At 46.3% G+C, this 21,316-nt stretch carries 18 protein-coding genes and 1 pseudogene; 6 read left to right on the forward strand and 13 right to left on the reverse strand.

Translation table 11 applies throughout. The annotated features are described in order from the left end of the window. The first annotated feature begins 7 nt into the window (after window positions 1-7). Window positions 8-466, forward strand: a complete 459-nt coding sequence (locus H6F51_08010) for a nitrate reductase associated protein (GenBank protein ID MBD1822439.1) — start codon at window positions 8-10, stop codon at window positions 464-466. 222 nt (window positions 467-688) lie between these two features. Here the strand turns inward: H6F51_08010 and H6F51_08015 are convergent, their stop codons facing one another. The 3 genes and pseudogenes from H6F51_08015 to H6F51_08025 all read right to left on the reverse strand — a co-directional run bounded on the left by H6F51_08015 (window position 689) and on the right by H6F51_08025 (window position 3,946). Continuing rightward, the gene (locus H6F51_08015; GenBank protein ID MBD1822440.1) at window positions 689-1,102 is read right to left on the reverse strand and encodes a type II toxin-antitoxin system VapC family toxin; all 414 of its coding nucleotides are present in this window, start codon (window positions 1,100-1,102) and stop codon (window positions 689-691) included. Continuing rightward, on the reverse strand, window positions 1,099-1,404 hold the full coding sequence (locus H6F51_08020; GenBank protein ID MBD1822441.1) for a hypothetical protein: 306 nt from the start codon (window positions 1,402-1,404) through the stop codon (window positions 1,099-1,101). The genes H6F51_08015 and H6F51_08020 overlap by 4 nt, the downstream gene beginning before the upstream one ends. Window positions 1,405-2,356: 952 nt before the next feature. Continuing rightward, window positions 2,357-3,946 (reverse strand): annotated as a pseudogene (locus tag H6F51_08025) (NACHT domain-containing NTPase). Between the two features lie 144 nt (window positions 3,947-4,090). On the opposite strand from H6F51_08025, the gene H6F51_08030 reads away from it, so the two are divergent. The 3 genes from H6F51_08030 to H6F51_08040 all read left to right on the forward strand — a co-directional run bounded on the left by H6F51_08030 (window position 4,091) and on the right by H6F51_08040 (window position 7,369). Further along, complete coding sequence (locus H6F51_08030; GenBank protein MBD1822442.1) at window positions 4,091-4,234, forward strand: hypothetical protein; 144 nt, start codon at window positions 4,091-4,093, stop codon at window positions 4,232-4,234. A gap of 477 nt (window positions 4,235-4,711) precedes the next feature. After that, entirely contained in the window at window positions 4,712-6,010 is a 1,299-nt protein-coding gene (locus H6F51_08035; protein ID MBD1822443.1) for a TldD/PmbA family protein, read from the forward strand. Window positions 6,011-6,073: 63 nt separating this feature from the next. Further along, on the forward strand, window positions 6,074-7,369 hold the full coding sequence (locus H6F51_08040; GenBank protein ID MBD1822444.1) for an adenylosuccinate lyase: 1,296 nt from the start codon (window positions 6,074-6,076) through the stop codon (window positions 7,367-7,369). On the opposite strand, the gene H6F51_08045 is transcribed toward H6F51_08040, so the two are convergent. Beyond that, complete coding sequence (locus H6F51_08045) at window positions 7,366-8,136, reverse strand: SH3 domain-containing protein (protein ID MBD1822445.1); 771 nt, start codon at window positions 8,134-8,136, stop codon at window positions 7,366-7,368. The two genes, H6F51_08040 and H6F51_08045, sit on opposite strands and share 4 nt — an antisense overlap. A 100-nt stretch (window positions 8,137-8,236) precedes the next feature. Here H6F51_08045 and H6F51_08050 point away from each other — a divergent pair, with 100 nt between their 5' ends. Beyond that, window positions 8,237-9,055 carry a rhodanese-related sulfurtransferase gene (locus H6F51_08050; GenBank protein MBD1822446.1) on the forward strand — a complete coding sequence of 273 codons (819 nt, stop codon included), beginning with the start codon at window positions 8,237-8,239 and terminating at the stop codon, window positions 9,053-9,055. A 217-nt stretch (window positions 9,056-9,272) separates the two neighbouring features. Next, window positions 9,273-9,584, forward strand: a complete 312-nt coding sequence (locus H6F51_08055) for a hypothetical protein (protein MBD1822447.1) — start codon at window positions 9,273-9,275, stop codon at window positions 9,582-9,584. A gap of 46 nt (window positions 9,585-9,630) precedes the next feature. Here H6F51_08055 and H6F51_08060 read toward each other — a convergent pair whose 3' ends face one another. From H6F51_08060 to H6F51_08100, 9 genes are all read right to left on the reverse strand, one after another. Then, entirely contained in the window at window positions 9,631-10,074 is a 444-nt protein-coding gene (locus H6F51_08060; GenBank protein MBD1822448.1) for a hypothetical protein, read from the reverse strand. Window positions 10,075-10,273: 199 nt separating this feature from the next. Continuing rightward, a complete protein-coding gene (locus tag H6F51_08065; GenBank protein ID MBD1822449.1) occupies window positions 10,274-11,356 on the reverse strand; it encodes a glycosyltransferase family 4 protein in 1,083 nt (360 codons plus the stop codon). Between the two features lie 198 nt (window positions 11,357-11,554). Then, entirely contained in the window at window positions 11,555-11,764 is a 210-nt protein-coding gene (locus tag H6F51_08070; protein ID MBD1822450.1) for a hypothetical protein, read from the reverse strand. A gap of 191 nt (window positions 11,765-11,955) precedes the next feature. Further along, a complete protein-coding gene (locus H6F51_08075) occupies window positions 11,956-12,138 on the reverse strand; it encodes a hypothetical protein (protein MBD1822451.1) in 183 nt (60 codons plus the stop codon). Window positions 12,139-12,180: 42 nt separating this feature from the next. Beyond that, window positions 12,181-12,570, reverse strand: coding sequence for a hypothetical protein (locus H6F51_08080; GenBank protein MBD1822452.1), 390 nt, complete (start codon window positions 12,568-12,570; stop codon window positions 12,181-12,183). A 101-nt stretch (window positions 12,571-12,671) separates the two neighbouring features. Then, on the reverse strand, window positions 12,672-13,805 hold the full coding sequence (locus tag H6F51_08085; GenBank protein ID MBD1822453.1) for an aminotransferase class V-fold PLP-dependent enzyme: 1,134 nt from the start codon (window positions 13,803-13,805) through the stop codon (window positions 12,672-12,674). A 300-nt stretch (window positions 13,806-14,105) separates the two neighbouring features. After that, window positions 14,106-15,002 carry an MBL fold metallo-hydrolase gene (locus H6F51_08090; GenBank protein MBD1822454.1) on the reverse strand — a complete coding sequence of 299 codons (897 nt, stop codon included), beginning with the start codon at window positions 15,000-15,002 and terminating at the stop codon, window positions 14,106-14,108. 462 nt (window positions 15,003-15,464) lie between these two features. Then, window positions 15,465-19,094: an esterase-like activity of phytase family protein gene (locus H6F51_08095; protein MBD1822455.1), complete on the reverse strand. Its 3,630-nt coding sequence runs from the start codon at window positions 19,092-19,094 to the stop codon at window positions 15,465-15,467. A gap of 644 nt (window positions 19,095-19,738) precedes the next feature. Further along, the coding region (locus tag H6F51_08100) for an alkaline phosphatase (GenBank protein ID MBD1822456.1) at window positions 19,739-21,316 on the reverse strand (1,578 nt) is incomplete at its 5' end.

The following is a 21,316-nucleotide window of genomic DNA, read 5'->3' on the forward strand; positions in this document are numbered from 1 at the left end:
GCGATCGATGAGTCCTTTTTTTCAGTTTGAATCTGATTTTGTTGATTCGCTCCGCTGCATTCCGATGATTGTGCGATACAAGTTAGATACTTGTGGTGTCAAACTAAAGTTACATCAATGGAATAAGTTTAGTGAATCCGATCGACAACAGACCGTTGATGCGCCTTGCAGCACAGAAGATGAAGTTCGCAAGTACAAAGAATTATTACACCAGCTAATCGAGCAGCGGACAGGAGAGACAGCAACGGACTTAGCGATCGATGAGAATCCCTCGTGGAATGATGCGGTCAATATTCCTGAAAGCGTGATTCAACAAGCTGAAAGAGTTGGCGTGAGGATTACACCCAAGCAATGGCAAACACTCACGCCAATTCAACGGTTTGTATTGATTAAGTTAAGTCGATCGTCGCATGAGAACGCGAATTTTCTACCTGCTGTGAAGGAGTTTCAGTTGGTTCCGGTGTGAACTCTAACCACGCTTGATAAAGCACTAAACGATTTCTTGACGTTGTGGGTGACGATCGAACCGAATAGTAACAGCTTGTGTTGTGGTCTGCATTATGGGCATTACTTATGGGTTAATGCTGCTGGCTGAGCCGATTTTACGCATTATTCATAACGGTGCTGCAATTCAATCTCTGATATCGGTCACAAATTTAATTTTTGTTGTAGGGTGCGATCGACCACGTTAATCAGGAAATAGAATGACAAAGCCTTCTTGGGTAAAGTGTTTGTCGTGAGTCAAAACTTCAATGATTCCAAGTTGGCGCATCGTATTCATTGAGATGCAATCAGTGAGGCTGTATTCTTTGTCGGGTCGATTTTCATAGAGTTCAACACCTGCAAGAAACGATTCATGAGTTTGTTGAATCACCTGAATTCTACGATTTGTCATAGCACTCTTAACAAGTTCAACAGCGCGGTTTCGCATAAGAGTGCCACGAGTCGAAGAGAAAGCCAGAACCTCAACAAAAACTTCGTCTGTTGTAACGATTTGCGTTTTGTTGAGCTTGGCTGCAACAGTCTTAACCCTTAAATGCCATTCATCGCCTGGATTAATAAATGCGATCCAATAAAATGTGTCAGCAAAGACAGCTTTCATTTCGGTCTCTTGGGACTTCCGTAGATGTAGTGATCATGTTGTTCTGCACCATCTTTTGGAAGCTGAGCAATTTCTTCCTCAGTCATGTCGGCGGTTAACCGTTCCATAAGTTCTAACAAAGTTTCATCTTCTGTCTCAATTGGTTCATCTGCATTGAGCGCATTATCGTGCGGGGTGGCTTCCAGACTAGGTTGCTGTCGATCGTGTCGAGATTGAGTCATTTGCAGAAAATGAAACAGTTCTTCCACTACAGCGTCTGGTGCTTGTCTGATAGCTTCAATGAGTTTTTCTTTAGTATTCATCTGATTACTCCGGTTTGTTCATCTCATTCTATGGTTGTCGATCGAATCTGTTTCTCATTATCTGAAATCTTCTCACTTAGCCCTTGTGCGAGGTGAGCAATGAGGCGCAGTTGTTCTTCGGGGGGTAGCTATTCTGCGGCTTGGATCAGTTCACTGAGTTGTTTTGACATTATTTTCTCTTCCGCTTCTCAATCTCTGATATTGGCAATAATAACGTCTCTTCAATTTCCTGCCGCACGTCACGACTCACATAACAATCGCTATTGAGACAATCAAATAACAGCTCATTTGCATCGTAATACTGCTTCAGTAAGGCCTTTTGCTCATTAGTGAATTGCCAATCGTGACCGATGTTGCGATACGTTCTCATAATTTCTCTTAGTTTTTCTGCCCAACATTCTCGATTAAGTTGCCATTTCTCAGCAAACTGCTCATCTTGCCATGATGGTAATTGGTTCTGTAGCTCTAAAAGTTCATTTTCAAACTTCATAACCCTTTGCTCCAGTTCGCTACCTGAAACATAAAAGTCACGATCAAAAATATCATCTACGAGAACATCATCAAAATTTAGAGGAGGGGGATATCCTGCCCCTAAAGACATGTTCAGCCATGCTACTGTATAGCTACTATATAAATTCCAATCAAGTCTAAATGTTTCGGAGAATGAATCAAATTTCCATTCGCTAGTTTCACTGAAATTATGAGAGAAGATTAAGTCGAATCTAAAAGAGTGATCAATTTCAAGATTAATAGCTAATTCACGAGAAATGTAGAACGCACGAGCAAGCATTTCTTTCATATCCTCATTAAAACGATCTCGACAGAACTCAATCGCTCTGTGTCTTACCCAAGTTAAAAAGATTTGTATTTCTTTCTCAGAATTGACTAATCCATCAATATTAGTTTTCATAGCTATGACTAGATCATCAGCATTCGGCAGCATATTGACTGTCAATAAACCAATTTCCCGCCAGCGCTTTTCACCAACATTCTCTAACAAAGGCTCAAAAGTCGATCGATTAATTATCTCCCGCGCTACGAAATACTCCTGAAACGTCAAATGTGAAAACGAGTAGATTCCCTTCGCTCTTTCAACAAGTAGCCCGTGTTGAGATTCTATTGACTTCAATACCGCCTCACTATCGACCTGTAGCGCTTCTGGATCAGTTGCTACATCGGGTAGATTGCGAATGTAATCGCTGATATAGCCTTCTAGAATCCGTTGTTTGATGAAATAGTCTTTATTTGTAAAAGTGGTCAGCGCAATCTGGCTTAAGAGGTCTTCTTTGCGCTTGAGTGAGAGTTTTTTGTAAACCTGATCGCGATCGATTCTCCGACTCGCATCCCATTTTGTCAGCAGAACGCGCAACCCTCGATCGTACAATTCCGCCCGATTTTTCGGAAACTCTAGCGACTCTTCACATTCCAAGCAAATCAGCGTCAGCAACAACGGATTCGAGGCTAACTCTTTGATCGGTTCATTGTTGTTGAGATTTTCGATTAACGTCGTCGATCGTTCTTCTGCATGATCCGGATCTTTACATCGGAACCAATTCAACACAAAGATTGCAATCTGTTCATCATCAAAGTCTGCCACCTCTACTTCAGTAAACTTCTCAAACGTATATTCTTTGGAAGCAATCCGACAGGTCATCACAAACTGATTCTTCGGATATTGCCTTGAGAATTGCTCAATGTGGCCGATCGTGCGTCGTGTATCTTCCTCGCGCACTTCATCCAGTCCATCAAGCAATACCAGCAGCTTTCCTTGATTGAATAATTGCTCTGCAATCTCAGCATTATTTCCTGCATTCACAATCGATCGAATATAGCTCCTGAGATCCGGCTGCCCATCTAATTCTGCAAACCGCTTCAGCGTGATAAAAATCGGAACGCGATCGCCAAACTCAAGACTCTCAATACAAGCCATCGCCAAATACTTCAGAAATGTAGTCTTTCCGGCTCCAGGCTTGCCCAACACCATTAACTTACTGTGCCGCTTCACTGCTTCGAGTCCCAACACTCGCTTCTCAGTGATGCCGCTCAGCCCAAATCGATCGAACTCCTCAGGCGTCGAACCCATCAGCAATTGCTCAATCCGTAGCCGTCTATGCTTGGTCAAGCGCTCCAAGATATTCACATTTGTATAAATGCCACGATCGCCCGTTAGCTCGATCGGCTGCGTCATATCCAAAACGCGCATCGTGCTGCATTGCTCATGGATGAACGATCGCACACTTCCGCGAATGCTTTGCACGATCGCATCGATTTTCTCAATTTGTTGGTTCTCTTGCTCTGAAGTTTCGGCAATTTCTTCAGAGTTATACAGGCCACTAATCGATCGCCAATCGAGCTTTAAAGTTTCACAAATTTGTACAAACAAGATTCGATCAACAGGTTTGCAATTAAAGAATTTGCTGATTGTCGAAAGAGAAAGCCCTGTCCTTGTAGAAAGCTGCTGCTGCGTAATGCCAAGATCAGTCAGCGCGTCCCTTGCTGCCTTTTTGCCCTCCGGAGTAGCTTGAAGCGACTTCTCAACCATACGTCCAAAGAAAAACTTTCCGACTATTCTAACCGTTGCAAGCGAAACTCACTCATCGCAAACATACAAGTCACACATCACACAAGCCCAACTAATAAACGGTTTGAAAGACATTAGGGACATCCAAACGATAGGAGAAATCCAATGTCCTCAACTCAAATTCAAGTTCCCGCTATTCCTCCTCAACCGCAACTCCCACAAGGTGATCCCACGACTCAGCTAATTATCGCGATCGCCCTTCTAATCAAAGCGATCGCTCTTCTCATCCACACCCTCAAGCGACGATAAATTCCGGCGCGATCGTCTCTCCACTCTGCGTTTCACAATCCAACACTCAAGCGCGAGACTCAAACACTCAACGACGAGTTTCAAATACTCAAGCGCGAGTTTCAAATACTCAACGACGAGTCTCAAACACTCAAGCGCGAGTCTCAAACACTCAAGCGCGAGTCTCAAACACTCAAGCGCGAGTCTCAAACACTCAAGCGTGAGTTTCAAACACTCAAGCGCGACTCTCAGATACTCAACGACGAGTGTTTGAACCTGATTCACGAAGATCGATCGCTCGCGCTTGAGTCATTAAGACTCGTTCACGACTGTTTAGGCTACATCAATAAGTCAACAGAGTTCAACGTCGATCGCCCTTCTGATCCATACGCTCAGACGCTAAATTTCAAACGCGATCGACAACAAGAAATCAATTTGGCGTACAGTGATCAAGAGTTGGAATCGCCCAACGGTAGCGCCCTTTGCCCCCAGATTTCTATGTCGATCGCGTCTTCCCTACCCGAACAACTGCTTGAGCTTGCCTTACGCTCCGGAGCCGAATGCGCCGAAGTATTTCAATCGCAATCGCTGTCTCGTCCCGTCTTTTTTGAAGCCAATCGCCTCAAACAACTCGAAAGCACCGAAGCCGAAGGAACCGCCCTACGCTTGTGGAAACAAGGTCGTCCAGGGTTAGCCGTAGCGTATGGAGCCGTTGAACCGCAAGCACTCGTCGATCGTGCCCTTGCCATCAGTCAACTGAATGAACCCGAAGAAATCGAACTCTCTCCCGCTTCGCAATTGTCTTATCCCGATGTGGGGCAATCGGTCAGCGTGGAGCAGTTAGTCGAATGGGGCAAAACCGCGATCGAACTGGTGCGCGATCGCTATCCAGAAGTGCTGAGTTCTAGCGGTTGGGATTGTGAAGCGGAAACGACGCGCTTGATCAATTCCCACGGACTCGACTGTGGCTATATGGATACAACGTTGAGCGGTTTTCTCGAAGTGGAATGGGTTCGGGGCGATGATTTTCTCAATGTGTCCGATGGGCAAACCGAGCGCGATCGACTTGATCCGGTGGCGATCGCTCAACAGGTGTTACAGCGACTAGACTGGGCGAAAGAAAACGTCTCAACTCCGGTCGGACGAGTGCCGATTCTATTCACCTCGAAAGCAGTGGATATGCTGTGGGGAACGGTGCAATCGGCGTTAAACGGAAAGCAAGTGATCGAAGGAGCATCCCCTTGGAGCGATCGACTCGGTAAGCTGGTGACTTCAGAAGCAATTACGCTTTCACAACAGCCGAATGCAGGACCGTTTAGCTGTCCGTTTGACGATGAAGGCACACCGACTCGAATGATTACGTTTATCGATCGCGGTGAACTCAAGCTGTTTTACGCCGATCGTACGACTGGAAAATTACTCGGTAGCGGCACAACCGGAAACGGATTTCGATCGGGCTTAGGCAGCTATCCCACACCGGGATTATTTAATTTACTGGTTGAACCAGGAAAGAAATCGCTAGAGGAATTGATTGCATCGATCGACAACGGCTTGATCGTGGATCAGATGCTCGGTGGCGGCGCGGGAATTTCGGGTGAATTCTCGATCAATGTCGATCTCGGCTATCGCGTTGAGAACGGTCAGATTGTGGGACGGGTCAAAGACACAATGGTTGCAGGCAATGTTTACACCGCATTAAAGAATTTAGTCGAATTGGGTGGCGATGCAGACTGGAACGGCTCTTGTTATACGCCCTCTGCGATCGTAGAAGGCTTATCCTGTACAGGTCGCGCATAAATTCCACTTTTGAAGCGTCAACCAGAGGCGCTACAATGTGACGGTTGAATTCGAGAACCTACCTTGATTGAGCGTTACACCCTGCCTGAGATGGGCGATTTGTGGACGGATCACTATAAGTTCAAAACCTGGCTACAAGTTGAAATTGCAGTGTGTGAAGCACAAGCAGAGCTAGGTTACATTCCCCAAGAAGCCGTCGAAGAAATTAAAGCCAAAGCGAACTTCGATGTCGATCGCATTCTCGAAATCGAAGCGCAAGTCCGTCATGATGTGATCGCATTCCTAACCAACGTAAATGAATATGTTGGCGATGCTGGACGCTATATTCACTTAGGCATGACCAGTTCAGACGTGCTAGATACTGCGCTGGCACTGCAAATGGTGGCAAGTCTAGAAGTGATCATGACGCATGTAGAAGCGCTGATCCAAGCCATTCGTTATCAAGCGCAACAACATCGCAACACGGTGATGATTGGTCGATCTCACGGCATTCACGCAGAACCGATCACGTTTGGATTTAAGCTTGCAGGCTGGTTAGCCGAAATGCTGCGCCACCGCGATCGTCTCTGTGCCTTGAGAAAATCGATCGCGGTTGGTCAAATCTCCGGAGCCGTTGGAACTTACGCCAATATTGACCCACGCATTGAAGCATTAACTTGTCAGAATTTGGGACTAGAACCCGATGCCGCTTCAACACAAGTAATTTCCCGCGATCGTCATGCGGATTTTATGAATGGCTTGGCACTGTTGGGAGCCTCGATCGAGCGGTTCGCGGTTGAAATTCGCAACCTGCAAAGAACCGATGTCCTCGAAGTTGAAGAATTCTTCTCGAAAGGACAAAAAGGCTCGTCTGCAATGCCCCACAAGCGGAATCCGATTCGATCGGAGCGCTTAACCGGAATGGCGCGTCTCCTCCGAGGGTATGCAACCGCCGCACTCGAAAACGTTGCACTCTGGCATGAGCGCGATATTTCGCATAGCTCGGTCGAACGAGTTGCTCTCCCGGATGCCTGCATTCTGGCGCACTTCATGCTGGTAGAAACCACAGATTTGATCAGAAACCTGCTGGTCTATCCGGAGAACATGGCGCGGAATATGAACGTCTACGGAGGTGTTGTATTTAGTCAGCGCGTGATGTTAGCACTGGTGCAAAAAGGGTTGAGTCGGGAAGATGCTTATGCGATCGTCCAATCCTGCGCTCACCAAGCCTGGAACCGTGAAGACGGCAACTTCCGCAAACTCTTGAGCGAAGACCAGCGCGTGACTCAAACCTTATCGCCTGCCGAACTCGATGAATGCTTTGATCCACAAGTTCACCTGAAGAACTTAGATCAGGTCTATCAGCGCTTAGGCATTTAGCGTACTTTGACTTCAAAGGTGTATTCGTACCCTTTGAAGTTTGAGTCAAACTGGAGCGTGTAATCTCCGGTTTCAGGGAGTGTGCCCGTCCAGGAACTAGGCTGCTCCAGATCTGCAATTAATGACTTGCCACTGGGCGAAATGACTGCGGGAAGAAGCTCACCACGATTGCTGCCACTCGTTAGCGTCATTTTCTGCCCTTTGGCAAGATTAAAGCGGTAACTATGCGTTCCGCCGCCCACGAAGCGATCGCGAATCTCGATCGAGTCTTGTCCCCTGCCAAACTGAACGCGCTCAGTTTTTTCACCACAGGTCTTGTCCGTTCTGTTTTTAGCAATCCATCCCGGCGTTTCACCACTGATTCGGAACCAGCCATTTTGCTCTTCTTTGACATCTACATATGTCCCATTTTTTAGCTGTCCGACAATGTTCTCGGTTGTGGTTGCTTTGGGAGACGATCGTACATTGAGCGGTGAATCCGGATCATTCACTCTCGCCATCAAAACTATGCACTTTTCAACCGTTCGAGTGCCCTGAGTAGGTGTATCGCGTGGTGTATCAGGTTCAGGAGTGGGTTGAGAAGTCTCGTCGTTTGTGTTGCTCTTTGTGATTGGCGCAGAAGATTCCGAAACAGGTGGAGAAGGGCTAGGAGTAGCAGTGTTGCTCTGTGCATTGGGTTGAGATTGAGGCTTAGAAGAACAGCCTGCAACCAGGGCAAGAACTGTAATAACTCCAATCAAGCGTGACCAGGAACCGTGAAGCAGCATAGTGTAAAAACCGAGTAATATCGTAAAGTCTGCTTCAATAGCAATTGCACGAATCACGGAAACATCTGCAAGCGCTAAACTAGGAATCCGAAATGTCTTGATGCTTATGTTGGTCGCTACTTTTTATAAATTTGTTCAACTGCCAGATTACGTAGAGCTACGATCGCCCCTGCTTGCCCTCTGCCAAGCCCAGAATTTGCGGGGAACGATTCTACTGGCACAAGAAGGAATTAACGGTACGATCGCTGGCTCAAAGGACGCGATCGACACCATTCTAGAGTTTCTCAAGCGCGATCTACGGTTTGCAGATTTAACGATCAAAGAATCTGAAACAGGATCGGGAATGTTCGATCGCATGAAAGTCAAGCTCAAAAAAGAAATTGTCACTTTGGGACGTGCAGAAGCCAATCCAACTCAGCAAGTCGGAACGTATGTAAAACCGCAAGATTGGAATGCAGTGATTTCTGATCCGGAGGTGACGGTGATTGATGTGCGAAACCAGTTTGAAGTCGCGATCGGTAGCTTTAGGGGCGCGATCGATCCGCAGACCGCTTCGTTTCGGCAGTTCCCGGAGTATGTCCAAACTGCACTTGATCCAACCCACCATAAAAAAGTTGCAATGTTCTGCACAGGTGGAATTCGCTGCGAGAAAGCTTCGTCCTATATGCTTGCTCAAGGTTTTGAGCAGGTTTATCATCTCGAAGGTGGCATCCTCAAATATTTAGAAGAAGTACCTCCCGAAGAAAGTTTATGGCAGGGTGAATGCTTTGTGTTCGATCAGCGGGTCGCAGTGACTCATAGTGTTAGCGATGGTTCCTATACAATGTGCCAAGCCTGTGGTCATCCAATTTCACAGGATGAACAAGCCTCGCCGCAGTATCAACCGGGAGTATCTTGCCCGTATTGCGCAGACTCCTAAAGAAACTGGTGTTTATCCTCCAAGTGGCAGACTGCACTTCTGCACTGGATGATAAACACCAACTCAACTGCTCGAACTCCTTTCACCATAAGCAAGCCGCACAAGAAACAGTATTCCCCAAACGGGTACTTCGACTGGATCGAATTCTCCCCACAGGTTGACGGATTACCACGCTCGATCGCAAACAATAAGGAGTTCAACTTTATAGGATGCGACTATGGCAAACTCAACTCAATCTGCAAATCTTGATCAAACGATCGCCCTGTTCAGCTCTGACCTAGTTCAAATCGATCCAGAGGCTGCACTTGCCAATATTGAAGCTTGGCAAGCCCAGTTAAAAGGAACCGAACTCGCAGAAACTTTGGGAGAACTTAAGCTCGCGATCGATGGCGGGATGCGTGGTGGTGAAATTGGATCGATTCTGTCTGATCTCGGAAAGCAAGCTACTGCTGCCGCAGCGACCGAGCAAGGAGAAGCAGCAACAAAGCTGCAACAGTTAGGACAGATCCTTTCTAACGCAGTGAAGTAAACAAATAGAACGCTAAGAGGATCAAGGCTCTTCTTAGCGTTGATTCTTAATAAAGGAAAACTGAGCCGTTGTTTTCGACTCGCATTGTGATGCTGTCGGTTGCTAAGTTGGTTGTTGCATTCAGTGTTACTTCGATCGTGCCAGGCAAGGTGGCGGATTGTTTCGGAGTGACATTCAGCAAGCCCGCATCTTGACGATCGAAAGTCAAAGTGGTTGGAACCCGCAGTCCTCGCAGCGTCACGGTTCCGCGTCCAGGTAGCGTTCTTACCTGCGTATCACCAATCGCTTGATAGAGAACTGCAGCATTGGTTTGGTTAATCAATGTAACATTCACGCGATCGCCGCTGAGGGTCGCTTGTGCTTTCGGTGAAAATTGTGCTTCGGGTGCAGGAGCGACTGTAGGTTGGGTAGATTGAGAAAATACGGGAGTCGTTGCTCCACCGATTGCGATTGCAGTCGCCAAGACTCCAACTCCGATTTGTCTCAACATAATCAATCTCCTTGTTCTTAAATTCGATTAAATTTAGGGACATTAGTGCGTCTTTCCCATCAGATTAATGATAATTAAAAAATTGTATTTGTCATCATTACAACATTCTCTCTACTGAAAAGAACACTCAAAAAGTGGGCAATCTTAATGGATTGCCCATCGCTAAATGCTCAATTTTAGTGATATCTCAAACAGTGTTTTAACGTTCTAGTGATATCAGCGAAGAATTTCTGCTATGCCCGTTTTGGCTATACTTCTCAGCTAAAATCTGGCGATAAACCGCTTCATAACCATCCACCATCTGCTTCACACTAAAGTTATTTTCAACGTGCTTGCGACAATTAAATCGATCGATCTCATGAACTCGATACACTGCTGCAACACATTCATCCACGTTTTGACACAAAAATCCAGTTTCTTCATGTGCAATCACCTCGGAAGTTGCTCCGAGTTCCAGCGCAATCACCGGAGTTCCCGCTGCCATTGATTCAACCATGACGAGTCCAAACGGCTCCCGCCAGGTAATCGGAAATAGCGTTGCGATCGCATTTCCCATCAGTTGATTCTTCTGAGCATGATTTGCCTCACCCAGATATTGAATCTGCTCCCCGTCAATGTGCGGCTTGATTTCCTGCTCAAAATAGTCCACATCAACTCGATCGATCTTACCTGCCATTTTCAGCGGGTATCCAGTGCGCTTAGCAATCTCGATCGCGTGGTGCGGGCCTTTTTCCGGTGAAAGTCGCCCTAAAAAAGCCAGATACGGAGGCGTGTCTGGCTGGGAATAAAATCGATGGGTGGAAGGATCAATCCCGTTATAGACGGTGGCAACGTAATTTAATCCTAATCGGGGTTCTCGTTGTGATTTAGAGATACTAACGTAAGGTTGTGATTTCGCAAAACTAAAGGCTTTCTGATTATCTAAGCTGAATGTGCCATGTAGGGTGTGTATGGTGGGCGTTTTGACCAACTGAGCGCAGGCTAAAGCGGCAAAACCGATATGTGAATGAATAATGTCAAAGTTGTGAGCATTTTGATAAACGCGATTTAGCTCGATCGCTTCATAAACATTAAATTCTTGAACCGATGAATCAAGGCGTAGTGCGCTAGGATGAATCGCATCGAGTTTTGCCTGAGTTGTAGAATCCCCAGTCGCAAACAAGGTTACATCATGTCCTCGACGAACTAGCTCTTCGGTTAATAGACTCACCACGAGTTCTGCACCTCCATAGGCTGGAGGAGGCACCGTTTCCCATAAAGGAGCAATTTGAGCAATCCGCACGTAAACCTCCGTAATAAAAGGGTCAGTGAAGAGCATACGAGTATTTACGGAACTTCCACATCTGGCTATCGAGTTACAGCATTAGGTAGATGAGCTTATGGCGCTAATCGATCTGTGGACTTCAAATCAGACTAGGAGCGATCGTTGCTGCGATGGTGGAGAGCGTTTTATTATCAGCGGCAGGATGATCAGCCGTTTTCAGGCATTAGATTCTTCAATCAGCTGAATTCGACCCAAGCGGACGGCGTAGAGTAACCGATCGATCGCTTGTTTTTCTTCGTCGCTAGTCTGGTCGCTGAGCAGAGCATCTCTAAGATGCTGACAATCACGCAGGGCAATTTTTCCAGTGCTGCTGACTTCAGCAAATAATTCAGAAAGCGTATCTGAGGGCAATGGAAGATTGTTCATTGGGAAGCATGGGAAATTATCGTAACCTTAGTATTGACGCTCTACCCCGTGAAGTCGGTGACAGACTGAGGACTGGCTTGTGACTTTTTTTTACTTCAAAAGTGATTTACATCACAATGGACTGAAATCACGCTGTTTGTTGCTTCAGATAGTTTTCGCGATTTAAACGGTGGAACGTTCCCTGCTTAGTTTTATAGTTTGACAGCCGCATCATCCTCGATCGACAGCATAAACTGAATTAGATCGGTTTGATCTTGAGGCGTAAATCTAGCCGCTTGATCCACCCACGCTTGATCCACCCAATAGTTGTGCTCACTGTCATTACTATTGATGTTGATGTGTGTTTGATGTATGTTCCGACTAAAAAAGTCCACCGGGAATTCCAGTGGACTTGATTGCTTTCTAAGAGTTAGGGACTATTGACCGAACGCATCTTTGATGCCGTCAACTGCTCTTTTCACAGCGCCCATGTTGTTGTCGATCGCGTCTTTTGTCCGAGACGCATCTTCATCTGCTCGCTTCTGGATGGTTGATGCATCTTCTCGTGCTTTACGTGCAGCAGTGTTATCTCCATCGGTCGAGCTATTGACCTTGCTCGCATTGCTCTTTGCCGCGTCTTTCACTTTGTCTCTAACGTTGTCCACTAAGCCCTTGGAGTTATCTTCAGTTGCTTGTGCTGCACCTTTAGCGGTTGTTAAAAGCACGGGAGATGCGTTTGCACTCGGGGTCGAGAACCAAAGCGAGGTCATCATTAGAACAGCAAATAATCCAGTGATTAAACGCTTTACAAAATAATTGGGTTTCATAGAATACAGTCTCCGTAAAAATTAGCCTCTTACGTTTTACTGGAAGCAGCGAACTCGGCATATCGTTCTCGCGATAGAAGTTCTTGTGTCCCAAGGCTTACTTAAGCTTGCCTGAGCGATCGTACGGTTTCTCTAACACACAAAGCCGCTTGATCGATCTCCTCTTCAGTGTTAAATCGTCCAATTCCAAAGCGAATCGAAGCATAGGCTAACTCATCAGGAACTCCGATCGCGCTTAACACATGAGAAGGTTCTATCTTAGCAGAGGTGCAAGCGGAACCGGATGAAACCGCGATCGTTGATTGTAATCCCAGCAGTAAAGCTTGTCCGTCTACGCCTTCAATGCTGATGTTCAAATTTCCCGGTAGACGCTCTTGCGGATGCCCGTTGAGATGAATGCCATCCCTGTTTAATTGCTGCCATAAGCGATCGCGTAATTGCTTGATCTGCACCGCTTCAGAAGTTGGATCAGCAATTTCAACTGCTTTACCGAGTCCAACAATCAAAGGGGTGTAAAGTGTTCCCGATCGCATTCCTCGCTCGTGTCCGCCTCCGTGTAACTGTGCTGAGAGTTGAACTCTCGGATTTTTTCGCCGCACATACAATGCACCAATCCCTTTTGGCGCATAAAGCTTATGTCCTGTGATTGACATTAAATCAATGTGATCGACCGTGAGCGGAATCTTACCGATCGCTTGGGCTGCATCAGTGTGAAAAAGAATGTTGCGGCTGTGGCAAAGTTCACCGATTTTGTCGATCGGCTGCAACACACCAATCTCATTGTTTGCTGCCATGACTGAGACGAGAATTGTATCTTCACGCATGGCTTTTTCAAGTTCAGTCAGATTGATCAAACCGAAGCGATCGACTCCCAAATAAGTTACTTCAAATCCTAGCGATTCTAGATAGCGACAGGGGTCTAAAACGGCATTATGTTCGGTTTGAACCGTAATAATGTGTCGTCCTTGATTGAAGTAAGCTTCGGCAACCCCTTTGATCGCTAAGTTATTAGCTTCAGTTGCACCACTGGTAAAAATAATCTCTTCGGGTGTGGCGTGAATTGTTTCTGCAATGATTTGGCGGGCTTGTTTAACAGCAGCTTCTGCTTCCCAACCATAAGCATGAGTTACACTTGCGGGATTGCCATAATGCTTTGTGAAAAAGGGCAGCATTGCGGCTAAAACGCGATCGTCTACCCGTGTGGTTGAATGGTTATCAAGATAAATCGGACGCATCTACAGTTCAATCCTTATGGATGTCTATCTAACAGCACCTGATACTTTGTTTCAGATGCCCAGAAAGAGGTACTTTGGAAAGAGGGACTTTGAAGGCTCCGAATCGCACTAGGGAGATCAATCAGTTTCATCGATGCGGCTTTCTAAAATTTCGAGGATGCCTGTGATCATGAAGCCTCTATGTATTGCAACTCGACGTAGCCTAAGATTAGTCGCACATCGCGTTAGGTAATACCCTTCTTAAACAAGGTTGGTAAGTCCTGTTCGAGCGTATGAACGATCGCGTCAATCCGTTCTTGTTCAATCATCCCAATCTCCGGTCGCTTGGTTTAATCCCATCCAATCGAGACATCTTTGCATTGCTTGGTACATCGTTTCAAGGTCAGCATGATAGCGCCGTCCATGCCCCGGCAGCACCCATTCAAAATCATAGCGACTCAGTTTCTGCATTGATCGCTTTAATTCATCCCAAGAATACCAACACGCTTCACGAAATCCGACCAGATGATTTTGTCTTGCTGACCATGCCAGATGATCGCCTGTAAACAGAAACTTATTCTTATACAGTAAAACCGTGTGTCCTTTGGTATGCCCAGGAACTGGGATAATCAACAACTCAGAATCAAGCTGAAATGGCTCCGTTCCTGTGAGTTTAATTTCAACGCTCTGCGTACTGCGGGTAATTTCATCGGAATGCAAAATTCGATCGCATTCAAAATGATCGTGAAACTTCTGATGATCCGCAACATCATCACGATGCGTTAAGTAAAGATAACGCACTCCACCCATTGTCTCTAATCGTTTTACCAATGGAGGCGTGAACCTTGGCGAGTCTATTAAGATATTACCTTCGGGACGCTGAATCAAATAGCTTGCAGCACCATAAGAACTCTCAGCGTGATAGCCGCAATGGTAAACATTTTCAGCAACTAAAACTGGAAAGCTCGCTTGAGCAAGTTTAATATCGGTTGGTTTTTCAACGGTTCCGATCGAACCTGTTGGACAGGCTAACAAGGCTTGCAGTGCTTGGAGCCGCTCAGTTTCATTCGCGGGTTGATGAAATACGATCGATTGGCTGTCTTCGCGAGCAAAGATTTCTGGAGACATCCAGCGGCAAGTATCACAATCAATGCAAGAACGATCAACATAAAAATCGCCTGCCATATTCTGCGATCGACGGTCTGCTAAGTGAGCCATTTTCGACTCCATAAAACAATCACCTTGATCATAGCGAATGCAAATCCGATCAAGGGGAGCGGTAAAAATGGGTCGCCTAGGATTCGAGCGAAAGAACGATTCTATTAAACAGAGCTGAAGTAAATCGATCAAAGAAAAATTAGCATTCAAATTCTGTTACAGCCCTCAAAAAAACATGAGCTCGACAAAGTTCTCCGCTGCGTTGCTATTCCACCAAGTGATTAAAAATCCGGGGCGGGACGCAAACGCAGCAACAGGCTCGTCGAACTCATGTCAAGTTGAAAAAGGGCTTGCCATTGGTCACTTGCAGCATCAATTCTGCTCAAGGTTATGTTTTGTTAGCCCCAAATTGGAAGATCTCAATCAGCACGAACGGCGAGAGTTCGCTTTGGTAAAGTCTGACAAATTCTGACAACACTTCACGCCTGTCTCCGATCGTGCTTATCAACCCCTGAGCCGCACTCACTTCATGGTTGTGAGGGGATCACTGAGCGCGAATTGACTGAACGATCGATCCGAATAACTCCCCAGTTCTGGTGTGAGTGGCGATCGTCCAGTTCCCAGCCCCGCAGGCAGTGAGATATCCTCAGATTGCAGCAACCGACTTTGAGCCGGAGTACTGACAGCCGCTAAACCCACACGCGGATCAAGATTGAGAGGTTGTTCAAGTTGCAACCGAATAATTTCATTGTTATCAATATTAGGTGGACGACCTACCGAGAAGGGATAGTTATTGTCGTTTGCAACCAAGATTGTGAATGGATCGATGACTAAAACATCCTCGATCGTTTCAAACGGAAATCTAAACGTTGTACTGCCATCACCATTAAGGTCATCCGGATCTTCAATCTTTAGTAGATCAACAATTTCCTGTTTTGCAACAAAGCCATTGGCATCTTTTTGAGAGAAGTCAACCTTAAAAATCTTCTTGAATTGAGCCGCATCACCCTGGTTAGGGTCACGCTCAATCACCAGATATTCGTTGTCATTCACAACGGTAAAATCGCCGATCGCATGGTTCGGATTCGACAAAGGATAGTAACCTACTAGCCCGGTATATTGCTTTGATGCAACATCAAACTCATAGATTCTTAAAGCATTACTCGGATCGCCAACCACAGACCCTTCTAGCAACGGATATAGCTTGGACTGATCCGGGCTAATTGCCATTCCTTCAAATCCCCTCGATTGCCCTAAATTTGCAACAACTAAATTGCCGTAGTAAGGCTGATTCGCATCGGTAACGTAAGATTGGGATGCACTCGGACTTAAGTTTGGACGTGAATAGCCTGTTCCGGCAAAGTACTCATCGATCAAGACCGATCGACCTGTTCCCGGAAAATCAGTAAAGAAGCCATCTACGCCTAAATCAATGAACTGCTTGAACTCGGCTCTGGGATTGTTCTGATAGTCCGAAGCTAGGAAAAACGGATCATTCCGCAGCGTATACAAGTGTACGAGCAACCCTGCACTGTGAGCATCTTGAACCAGCGTCGTCGGTGTACCTAGAACGCGATCGGCATCACTGATTTGTCTGTCTCCATTCAAATCATCGGGTCTACTATCATTGTTACGATCGACCGTGCTTGCTCGAATAATCAATCGCTTGTCTGGGCCGATGCCTGTCGCATAAGTCGCGATCTCTGCAAGTCCTTCCGGTTTGACCAAGTCTGCATAAGTGAGATCGTTACCATTTGCAACAAAATCGAAGGGGCTGCCTGATCCACCAATCAGTTGAACGAGCGGCAGATCAACGCCTGCCTTAGACATGATGCTGTGATTGAGATCTTTTAGATTGCTCACTTCAAACGATTGAACATAGACTCGGGATGGGTCAGTAAAGCCACTTGCAACGAGTGTATCGATCAAGAGTTGACTCGTGTTATGGCCTTGGTTTGCGAAAAAGGTTGGATGCTTTGTTTCTGGATAGATGCCAATCTTACGTCCAGTTTCTTTCTCGGTTTGCTTGACTAAGTCAATCACTTCTTGCAGGGTTGGAACTTTTAGCCCATCATTATTGAACTGAGTTCCACGCAAGGCGGGCAATCGCTCGATCGCATTGAGCGACTTGATTTCTTCTAAGGTGAAATCTTCCGCAAACCAACCTGTGACAGGTTTGCCATCGAGAATTTTAGTTGTTTTGCGATCGGCAAACTCTGGGCGTTTATGAATATCAGTGCTTGTATCCGTTGTATTCAGTGAACCATCTGCATTGAGAACAGCGAGCATCGGTTCATGACGAGCAATCAGAACGCCATCTTTTGTAACGACTAAATCCGGTTCAATGAAATCGGCTCCACCTGCGATCGCAACTTTGTAGGATTCCAATGTATGTTCAGGACGTTCGCCCGAAGCACCTCGGTGTCCAATTACGATCGGTGCATTGCCCGTTAGCGTATCGAATTCTGGTCGCTTCAAAACATCAGGGTTTTGGGGCGATCGCACAAACGGAGCCGTGATTTGATCGCGCACTAAGTCGCCTGTGCCTGGAAAATCATCAAAGAAGCCATCCACACCCAATTCGATAAACTGGCGCAGTTCTAGTTCTGGATTGCCTTTATAGTCCGAGGCAAGGTAGCGGCTTTCGTTCCGAAACGTGTAAGGATGCACAAGCAAGCCAGCATTGTGAGCATCATCGATCAACGATGTCGGCGGCAGCGTTACTTTATCTGCGTCATTGATAGTTCCATCGTTATTCAGATCGTCGGGTTGCCCGTTGCCGTCACGATCGACGGTCTGCACCGACACAATCATTCTTTTCCAGGGACCAATTCCGCTCGCATAGGTAGCAATTTCTTTTAGACCTTCTGGAGTTCGTAAATCGCCATAGGTGCGAGAATCGCCACTGACTACAAAATCGTAAGGTTGAATCTCAATCAATGTGCCATCGTTTCGCACATCACTTGCATCAAACAACTGAACCAGCGGAATGTCTACACCTGCATCCGGCATCAAATTGAACTTGAGATCTTTGAGATTTCCAACTTCAAAGGATTGGATAAAGATACGATCGGGATCAGTAAAATTGTTCTCGACCAGCGCATCAATGAGTTGTTCACTCGTGTTGTAGCCTTGGGTTTCAAAAAACGTTGGGTGCTTTGTTTCTGGATAGATACCAATTTTGCGCCCGGTGTCTTGTTCAACTTGCTTCACTAAATCGATGATTTCATCGAGCGTTGGAATCTCGAATACGCTGTTATAGATAGTTGAACGAAATGGCAATTGCTGGATCGCTCGAATTTGCTTGATTTCAGCCAACGTAAAGTCTTCCGCAAACCAGCCTGTTACAGGTGTGCCATCGAGAATTTTCGTTGTTTTACGATCGGCAAATTCTGGACGCTGATAAACATCGGTTGTCGTGTTGCTTAGATCAACTGTGCCGTCATCTTTGACCACCGCTAACATTGGCTCATGACGAGCAATCAGAACGCCGTCCTTTGTCGTTACCAGATCCGGTTCAATAAAGTCGGCTCCGCGCTGGATTGCTAGCTGATAAGCTGCGATCGTATGTTCGGGACGTTCTCCAGAAGCACCCCGATGTCCGATTACAATTGGAACTTCGCCGTTGAGCGTCTTGAGATTAAAGAAGTTCGGAGTCGGGATCGGCGCGTCTAACACTTTCCCGGTTGCATCCGTGTTTAGCAAGAACGGGCCGAATTCGTCTCCGAACCACAGGGTTTTATCTGCCCCAATCGCAAAAGATTCGATGTCGAAATCTGCTCCAGTTAATTGGCGATCGCTTTGCGTTTGATTGACGATCGAGAATGGAATCTTTTGATCAGAATCATTCAGTTGTAAATAGTTGAGAATTTGAACACTGCCGTTTCCGGTTTTGCCCTCCCGGAAATTGGGCTGAAGTTCATAAACTCGCAGTTGAAAATCGGAACTATTTTCTTTACGTCCAAAGCCATTATCGGACATGAACCAAAAAGAGTTCGGACTCGCAAACTGAACCGCACTAAGTCCTTGCACAGGCTGCCCAGGGAATGGACCTGTTCGCCCATTCCCTGAGATGTCTTTACCTGAATCAGGACCCTCTGCAAATGTATCGGCGGGTAATGATGCGAATCCCTTTAATGTAACGATCGTCATAAATTTCTATGCCTAAGTAACACAGGTAGAATAAAAATCGTGTTCACCGCAGCATTACATATCAAGATTAAGAATGATTTATGTAATAGAAAAGAGTTAGGTTAAAAAATAGATTGCTGTAATTAATAGAAAATATGTCAATGCAAGACTCTATAATTTGCATGAAAATCAACACTTAACTAACGCTGATTGATGTAGTTAAGAATCAATTATTGAATCAGTATTAACTATGGTATTCGTTGTAATAAAAAATACGGCAGGAGCTAAAAGAACGTGAGTTCGACGCAAATTCTTGACTACGTTTAGATCTGCGCGTTGCCCCCTAAATCCCCCACGGGTGGGGGACTTGGAGAAGCAAAATTCCCCAATCTCATGAGTTCTCCCGACCGTCAAAGTCCCCCAAGATGGGGGATTTAGGGGGCAGGATCGAGCCTAAACGCAGCGAGGAAATCCGTCGAGCTGACGTTAAAAGATGTTGCATACTCCTGCCCGAGTCATACCGAATTAAACATAGAAGGCGACAGATCATACTCAAAGTCTCCCATTCTGGGGGATTTAGGGGGCGAGAATCTGTCGCATCCACAAATCAATCTGGTATCAGTTCAGAAGGAGAGCAGACTGTCTTCAATCTCCTCTCCTTCACGCTAAGCAATCAACATAAAGCTAGATTGTGTCAGACTGCTTGCTTGAACTCCCACCAACGTTGCTAACAACTCATTGCTAGTTCCCGCTTGAATGAGCGTATTGTTAGCATTCGCACCTGTCCCTTGGAGAAGGCTTAACCGTCCAAAGGTCAATCCCCCTGACAGAGCAATCTTATCGCCTTCGGAGATGTTGAAGTCTTGGATTGTGTCAGAACCATTCCCTGTTGCTAGCGCAAACACATCAGCTTCTGTACCACCTACCAGGATGTCACTGCCGAGGCCACCATCGAGATAGTCGAAGCCAGCACCGCCGCGCAGAAGATCATCACCGCCAAGCCCGAAGCTGCGATCGTCACCCCCTTGAGCATTCATTACATCATTCGAGTCGTCAAACCCGCTTACTGTATTATCTAAATCATTGAAAAAGGTAACAGAATTGCGGTTCAGGATTTGAGCGAGATCTGCATCGGCTCTGAACACATCAAAGCTATCTTCAACACTGCTCTGCCCATCAAAGATCAGGTTTCCAAAGTCAACAGATGCTCCTGTTGCTTGACTCAGATTATTTAGATTCTCCGAGTGAAAATTTCGTAGAATCACACCTGTATTGGCAACACCCTCAAAGCTGATCACAAGATCATCACCTTGCTCAGTGAGCAACAGATTGCGAGCCGTCAAATCCGCACCCCTAAATTGGATTGTGTCTGCTTCAGCGATCGTGCTTTCTGAAGGATCAACACCGACACCACCAAAATTCACAACAGCTAGATAACCCTCGCCTGTCGTTACTTCAGCCGTCTTTTGTCCACCCTCAGCCTTAAGCACCTCCGAAAACCGTACCCCAAACATCGTTTGGTACATGAGACGGTAAATTTCGGTGTTGTCTAAAGTACTGGGCAGTAGGTCGGCATTCATACCATAAGCTTTGGAAACGATGCTACCCGGAAAGTCGGGTGTCCCAACCCAGCCGACTCCAAAATTCCCCATCGGGCCATCCAAACTATCCATTGATGGAAAGGGTTTCCAAGGAGCGTCAGCGCTCGCTGTGCTGCCATTCACACCATCGAGGAAATTCCGAGTCGTGTTTGTCGTGGTGGGATTGACATTAATGAAAGGAACTTCAGTTTCGCTATCGAGCAATTCTGGCGTGGTAATCGCGCTTCCGGTCGGACGAGTGTAAGGTTTAAACTGGGAAACCTGCAACCCTCCAGCATCACTATCAGCAGCAGTAATAACTAACGTGTTGGGGTCTTGTGTATTCACGTAATTCATCGCAACCCCGATCGCCGCATCCGCCCGTCGGACTGCTTCAACCGTTCCAACGGCATTGTTGTTGTTCGCGAAGTTATCGCTTCCTTCCTCTTCAACTACTGCAAAGAAACCATCCGGGTCTCGCTGAATAATTTTGAGAGAGGCATCGAGCATTTCCGCAACTGTCGGAGCGGTTTCGACATAGAGCGGCTTCGGATTTGCTGTATTTAAGCCCAAGGCTTCTTCGGTACGATCGTCAAACGTATGAATCGCAGAAAACACGCCTAAGAGCTTTTCTGGTGGGGTTGAGCCATTCACCGCAGCATT

The organism is Cyanobacteria bacterium FACHB-DQ100, assembly GCA_014695195.1.
Taxonomy (GTDB): Bacteria; Cyanobacteriota; Cyanobacteriia; order Leptolyngbyales; family Leptolyngbyaceae; genus Leptolyngbya.